This window comes from Echinicola sediminis (genome assembly GCF_054777495.1).
This window is the reverse complement of sequence record NZ_BAAHAP010000173.1, coordinates 1-5,222: the sequence shown is the minus strand read 5'-3', so window position 1 is coordinate 5,222 and position 5,222 is coordinate 1. Positions and strand designations below refer to the sequence as shown.

Sequence of the window (5,222 nt, the reverse complement as noted above, 5' to 3'; positions counted from 1 at the left end):
GGTGTAGGTTGGGGGATATAATAAATGATACAGAGGGAGGAAAAAGTCCAAATTGCAAAAACATACCTGCCGAAGGAGATGAATGGGGAGTGATAAAAACGACGGCTGTTCAAGAAATGATTTTTCTCGAAAATGAAAACAAAGTCCTTCCTGAAAAATTCTCCATAAACCCTAAGCATGTAATAGAAAAAGGAGATGTGTTAATAACAAGAGCAGGCCCAAAAAATAGAGTAGGAATAGTTTGTTGTGTTGAAGACTTAACCACAAAACTAATTCTTTCAGATAAGACGATAAGAATATTGCATATAAAGGATCTTATAAGTTCCAAGTTTATAGCATTTTCACTAAATAGCCCTCTTATCAAACCAACAATCGAGGAAAAAATGACAGGAATGGCAGATAGTCAAGTGAATATTTCTCAAGATAATATGAAGACCTTAATAGTTCCATTCCCCCCTTTCTCGGAACAAGAGCGCATTGTAGACAAACTGGATGAGTTGATGGGGTATTGTGATCAGTTGGAGGCCAGTATCAAGGAAAGCCAGGGGCAGAATGAATTGCTTTTGCAGCAGGTTCTACGGGAGGCTTTGGAGGTTGATTATTCTGGTGACAGACTTAGGGAAAAGGAAGTTATTGGATGAACCTAGCAGAAAAACATTTCAGGAATACAGAGAAGCTACTTCGTGCAATTGATAAAGCTAAAATTGCACACTGGTTGTTGAATGAAGGATATTTTCCTGAACAATATGTCCTGCCTCCCAGTTTCAAAGTGGAAGATTTTAAGCTTGAAAGCAATCCCCATAACCCTGATATTAGGGATTTGGCCAGACGTGAAATTATTTCGATTTCCTATCCAAAGACTTTGCTTACCTCTCGTGAATTTGGAATTCAGCATCCATATAATTATCACGACATAGTTTACTATCTCATTCAGGATTGGGAAAAGGTCATAGACATACTTTTCAATAAAGAACTAAAAATATTTTCGTATAGCTTTCCTATTCCTGTAAATGCTCGAGATGAAGGTAATTTAAGCCCGCTTCGTTCGGGTAGAATGATTTATGAATGGATTGAGATGGCTGAAAGGGATTTGGTTGCTGAGGCACATCACTTTAATTATATCGTTCGTTCCGACATCACCAACTTTTACAATTCGGTTTATACCCATAGCATTGCTTGGGCACTGGAAGGTCAGGAAGCGGCTTTTGCTGACATGCGAGAATCTACATTGACTGGTAACAAAATTGACCGTCTAGTTCAATATGCTAACAAAGGAAGAACCAATGGGGTACCGGTTGGTTCTTCCTTAAGCGATTTAATTGCTGAGATTATTTTAGCTGTTATTGATTTAAAAGTTTCTGAGAAAGCGCAAGCAGCTGGGATTGAATTCTTAGCAACAAGGTTTAAAGATGATTACAGAATCCTTTGTCAAAAGAAGGATGATGGCGAACATATTTTAAAAATCTTGGCTGATGAATTACGTCAATACAACTTGAGTGTCAATGAAACAAAAACAGTAATATTAGACCTGCCTTCTGGTTTATATAGGCCTCATGACCGTGCATATCATCCTCATTCACTTCGAACTGCTAATGAAGTGGATTTTAAAACTTTTGAGCTGACTTTGTTAAAAGCAATGGATATTCATAAAGAATATCCAGGTACAAGCATTCTTGAAAAGTACTTTAGTGAGTTACACACAAATGATAATATTTTTAAGGTAAAGTTTAATGTAGAAGCAAACTCACGCAAAAAGCAGATCTTAAAAACATTTAGTCTCCTCATGTTGCTTAAAAGGGAATCTGAAAAGGTCCTATGCCATGTTTTGGCGGTTATTGAATCTATATATTTGAAATACAGAAAAGAACATCAATTAAAAGAGCCTCTTCAAATTATCATCAAATCTGAAATCGAAAAAGCATCGGATAAAAAATCGATCTTTGAACTCGTTTGGCTGGTTTATTTCAACAAGTATCTAGGGCTAGGAATAACCAAGTATAGTGAACTAATAAGTGAAGATAACTTAGGTAATTTATTTCTCAAATCAGTCGTAACAAGTCAGTCAAAGTTGTTTCCCGATGCAGGGACAAAGCTTTTTAGGAAACCAAATGACTGTAAAGATTTGACATTGGCCAAAAGACTTGCCGTTTTTGATAGAACTAAAGAAGAATAAGGAAAGATGAAAAATAACGATAGATTCATTTTAAAAGGGAAAGCAGTAGATAGGTATTTTGATTTAAATGACTCCCTAATGGAGTTTCATAAGCTCTTTACCTACGAGAGCAAAGATGATAGAACCATTGCTATTTTGGGAGGAACGTTTTTAGAAATGATTTTAGAGCAAATTCTGTATGCTTTCTTCCCAGAAGATGAAAAAGAAGTAGAGGAAATGATGCTTTTCAATCAACCCTTAGGAAATTTTAGTGGTAAAATCAAGATGTGCTATTGCCTTGGGCTGATCGATAAAGTCATAAAAGATGATCTGAATCTGGTGAGAAAAATAAGAAATGAATTCGCCCATAATTTATATGCATCCTTCGAGAATGATAAATTAAAATCCTGGTGTTTAGCCTTAAAATGGCATAGGGTTCTAATTACTTCTACCCCTCCATTAGAAGCAAATGCAAGTGATTATTTCCAAGTAGGGGTAAATAGTCTGATCATGCATTTGAATGGCCGTGTGTCAATTGCAAGGGGTGAAAAACGTACTATTAAAAATGACTTTTGAATAGAATGGACAAAAGTTTTACTAACAGAAGATAAAAAAATATTTCAGATGAACAGAAGTTTGAGTATTTTAAATAATTTTAATTAACACTTGATGTAAGTTAAAAAAATAATAACTTTGTAGTGAACATTACTTTTACCACTAAAAAACTAGCCAAAGCTGTTAACGACGACCGAAAAATGGTTAAGGAATTTGGGAAAGTCAGGGCTCAAAAATTGAGACAAAGGCTAGTTCAACTGTCCTATGGCAGTAATTTGGAAGAAGTTAGGCATTTGCCCGGAAACTTTCATGAACTTAAAGACAATAGAAAGGGGCAATGGGCTTGTGATCTTGACCAACCATACAGATTAATATTTACTCCCCATGAAGACCCGATCCCTACAAATGGGGATGGGCAATATATTTGGGTAGAAATAAAAGGAGTAGAAGTAATTGAGATTACTAATTATCACAAGGAGAAGTAGTTATGGCCAAGCAAAACCAATATTTACCTCAATCAGTTCCACACCCAGGTGAAACCTTAGCTGAAAAGTTAGAAGAAATGCAAATGGGGCCAAAGGAATTTGCGGTAAGAACAGGAAAGCCTGAAAAAACGATTTCCGCAATTCTTAAAGGTGATAGTGCCATTACCACCGATATGGCTATACTTTTTGAAAATGTAACCCAAATTCCAGCTAATTTCTGGATCAATCACCAAAAAGGATTTGAGGAGTATAAAGCGCGCGAAAAACAAAAAGAAGCCTTAAGAGAAGCAGCGGATTGGGCCAAAAAATTCCCAATTGCTGAACTAGTTAAATGTGGCTTTATGGAAAAACGTACAAGCATAGAAGAAAAGACATTAGAGCTCTTGTCTTTTTTTGGTTTTGCGAATCAAACTGCTTGGGAGGAGTACTATTTCGAACAACAACTTAAAGTAGCATTTAGGATTTCGTTAGCCTCAACCAGCCAGCCCTATGCTATATCTTCATGGCTACGAATGGGGGAATTACAAGCAGAACGAATGGCTGTAAGTAAATATTCTGCTAAATCATTTAGAGATGTATTGCCAAAGATAAAGTCAATCATGGCTACCCATCCAACTAATTTCTTTGAACAGCTTAAGCAGGCTTGTGCAGCCGTAGGGGTCAAGGTGGTTCATACCCCTTGCTTGCCTAAGGCACCGTTAAACGGGGCTACAAGGTGGTTGAATGATAGTCCAGTTATCCAACTAACGGGTAGGCATAAGCGGAATGATATTTTTTGGTTTACATTCTTCCATGAAGCTGGTCATATTCTTCTTCACGGTAAGAAGGATATATTTCTAGAGGACGTAGAGTATAGTGATAAAGATCTCGAAAAGGAGAATGAAGCTGATAGTTTTGCAGCAGATTGGACACTAACGAAGGCTCAAGAAGAGATAATTGTTTCATCTTCTCAGCTGACAGAAAAGATGGTTATTGATTTTGCTAATGAATTTAAGACTCATCCAGGAATTATTATAGGAAGGCTTCAGCATCGAAAATTAATACCTCATTCAGTGGGGAGATATCTTATTGAAAAGATTGAATTTTAGAGATGCGTTATTGAATATTTTTTTTTATCCAGTGAAAGGAGTGGTGAATGACGAAACATAAATTTCCAAGTGCTAAGCAATTACGATGGGCTATTAACAGATTTAAGAACCATGATTTGAAAAATTGCAGTATTGATGATCTTATTGTTGAATTTGGTAAGCTCACTGCCCATTTTGGTTTTTTGACTTTTGTAGTGCCTAAGACAATTAAAGTTCATAGGATTAGGATTAATGATGGGGATAAGTTGTTTTATTCATTAAATGACTTATGGTGTCCTCCAAAGCATTTAATCACAAGACTAGGGAGATGCAATGATATTGGAGATCAGATGTTGTATGTTTCTGGAGGAGGTCATACATGCTTGTCTGAGACAAACCCTAAGATTGGGGATACTGTAACATGTGTAGAATTTGAGGTTGCAGAAAAATTTAATGTAGTTGAAATTGGAGTACTCCAAAATATCAAAAGGGAAAAATATTTCCAGCAATATGCAGCGCTCAATAATTACGGCACTCACTATTTTTATAATGGAAATGATAATCTTATTAAACTTGATAAAACTTTAAAAGAGTTTATAATTAAGGAGTTTACAAAAACAGTTCTGCCCGAAGAAGGGTTTCTTTATAAAAAGTCCATAGCCATAACAAAACATTTTTTGGGTGCTCCTGAGATAAAAGGAATAATGTATCCAAGCACCAAAATGGATCTTAAAGATCTTAATTATGCAATTCCAGCTGAATTTGCAAAAGATTTACTGATTCCGAAAAGAATAGATGTTTTCAAAAAAAATAGTCATTACTGAATCATTGACAATTCGTGATAGATTCACTATCGAATCTATCACGAATCTCTGCAATATAATTCAAAATTATATAATATAAATATAGTTCATTAATTACATGATTTAAAACACAAATCAGCAAAAACTTGTTTTTGCGTGG

Annotated in this window: 6 protein-coding genes; all 6 read left to right on the top strand. The window is 35.6% G+C overall.

Annotation, left to right across the window (positions count from 1 at the left end):
* The coding region (locus tag ACYVAA_RS22145) for a restriction endonuclease subunit S (RefSeq protein ID WP_460546105.1) at window positions 1–641 on the top strand (641 nt) is incomplete at its 5' end.
* On the top strand, window positions 638–2,173 hold the full coding sequence (locus tag ACYVAA_RS22140; RefSeq protein ID WP_460546103.1) for an RNA-directed DNA polymerase: 1,536 nt from the start codon (window positions 638–640) through the stop codon (window positions 2,171–2,173). The genes ACYVAA_RS22145 and ACYVAA_RS22140, both read left to right, overlap by 4 nt.
* A 6-nt stretch (window positions 2,174–2,179) precedes the next feature.
* A complete protein-coding gene (locus ACYVAA_RS22135; RefSeq protein WP_460546100.1) occupies window positions 2,180–2,728 on the top strand; it encodes a hypothetical protein in 549 nt (182 codons plus the stop codon).
* Between the two features lie 179 nt (window positions 2,729–2,907).
* Window positions 2,908–3,192 (top strand): type II toxin-antitoxin system RelE/ParE family toxin, encoded by a 285-nt coding sequence (locus ACYVAA_RS22130; protein WP_460546098.1) that lies wholly within the window; start codon window positions 2,908–2,910, stop codon window positions 3,190–3,192.
* Between the two features lie 2 nt (window positions 3,193–3,194).
* Window positions 3,195–4,280 (top strand): ImmA/IrrE family metallo-endopeptidase, encoded by a 1,086-nt coding sequence (locus ACYVAA_RS22125; RefSeq protein WP_460546096.1) that lies wholly within the window; start codon window positions 3,195–3,197, stop codon window positions 4,278–4,280.
* A 47-nt stretch (window positions 4,281–4,327) separates the two neighbouring features.
* Window positions 4,328–5,083, top strand: coding sequence for a hypothetical protein (locus ACYVAA_RS22120; RefSeq protein ID WP_460546094.1), 756 nt, complete (start codon window positions 4,328–4,330; stop codon window positions 5,081–5,083).
* Window positions 5,084–5,222 lie beyond the last annotated feature (139 nt).

Excerpts from the sequence above, each read along its gene's own strand:
- ACYVAA_RS22140 (WP_460546103.1), top strand. The coding sequence starts at position 638 with ATGAACCTAGCAGAAAAACATTTCAGGAATACAGAGAAGCTACTTCGT.
- ACYVAA_RS22135 (WP_460546100.1), top strand. The coding sequence starts at position 2,180 with ATGAAAAATAACGATAGATTCATTTTAAAAGGGAAAGCAGTAGATAGG.
- ACYVAA_RS22130 (WP_460546098.1), top strand. The coding sequence starts at position 2,908 with ATGGTTAAGGAATTTGGGAAAGTCAGGGCTCAAAAATTGAGACAAAGG.
- ACYVAA_RS22125 (WP_460546096.1), top strand. The coding sequence starts at position 3,195 with ATGGCCAAGCAAAACCAATATTTACCTCAATCAGTTCCACACCCAGGT.
- ACYVAA_RS22120 (WP_460546094.1), top strand. The coding sequence starts at position 4,328 with ATGACGAAACATAAATTTCCAAGTGCTAAGCAATTACGATGGGCTATT.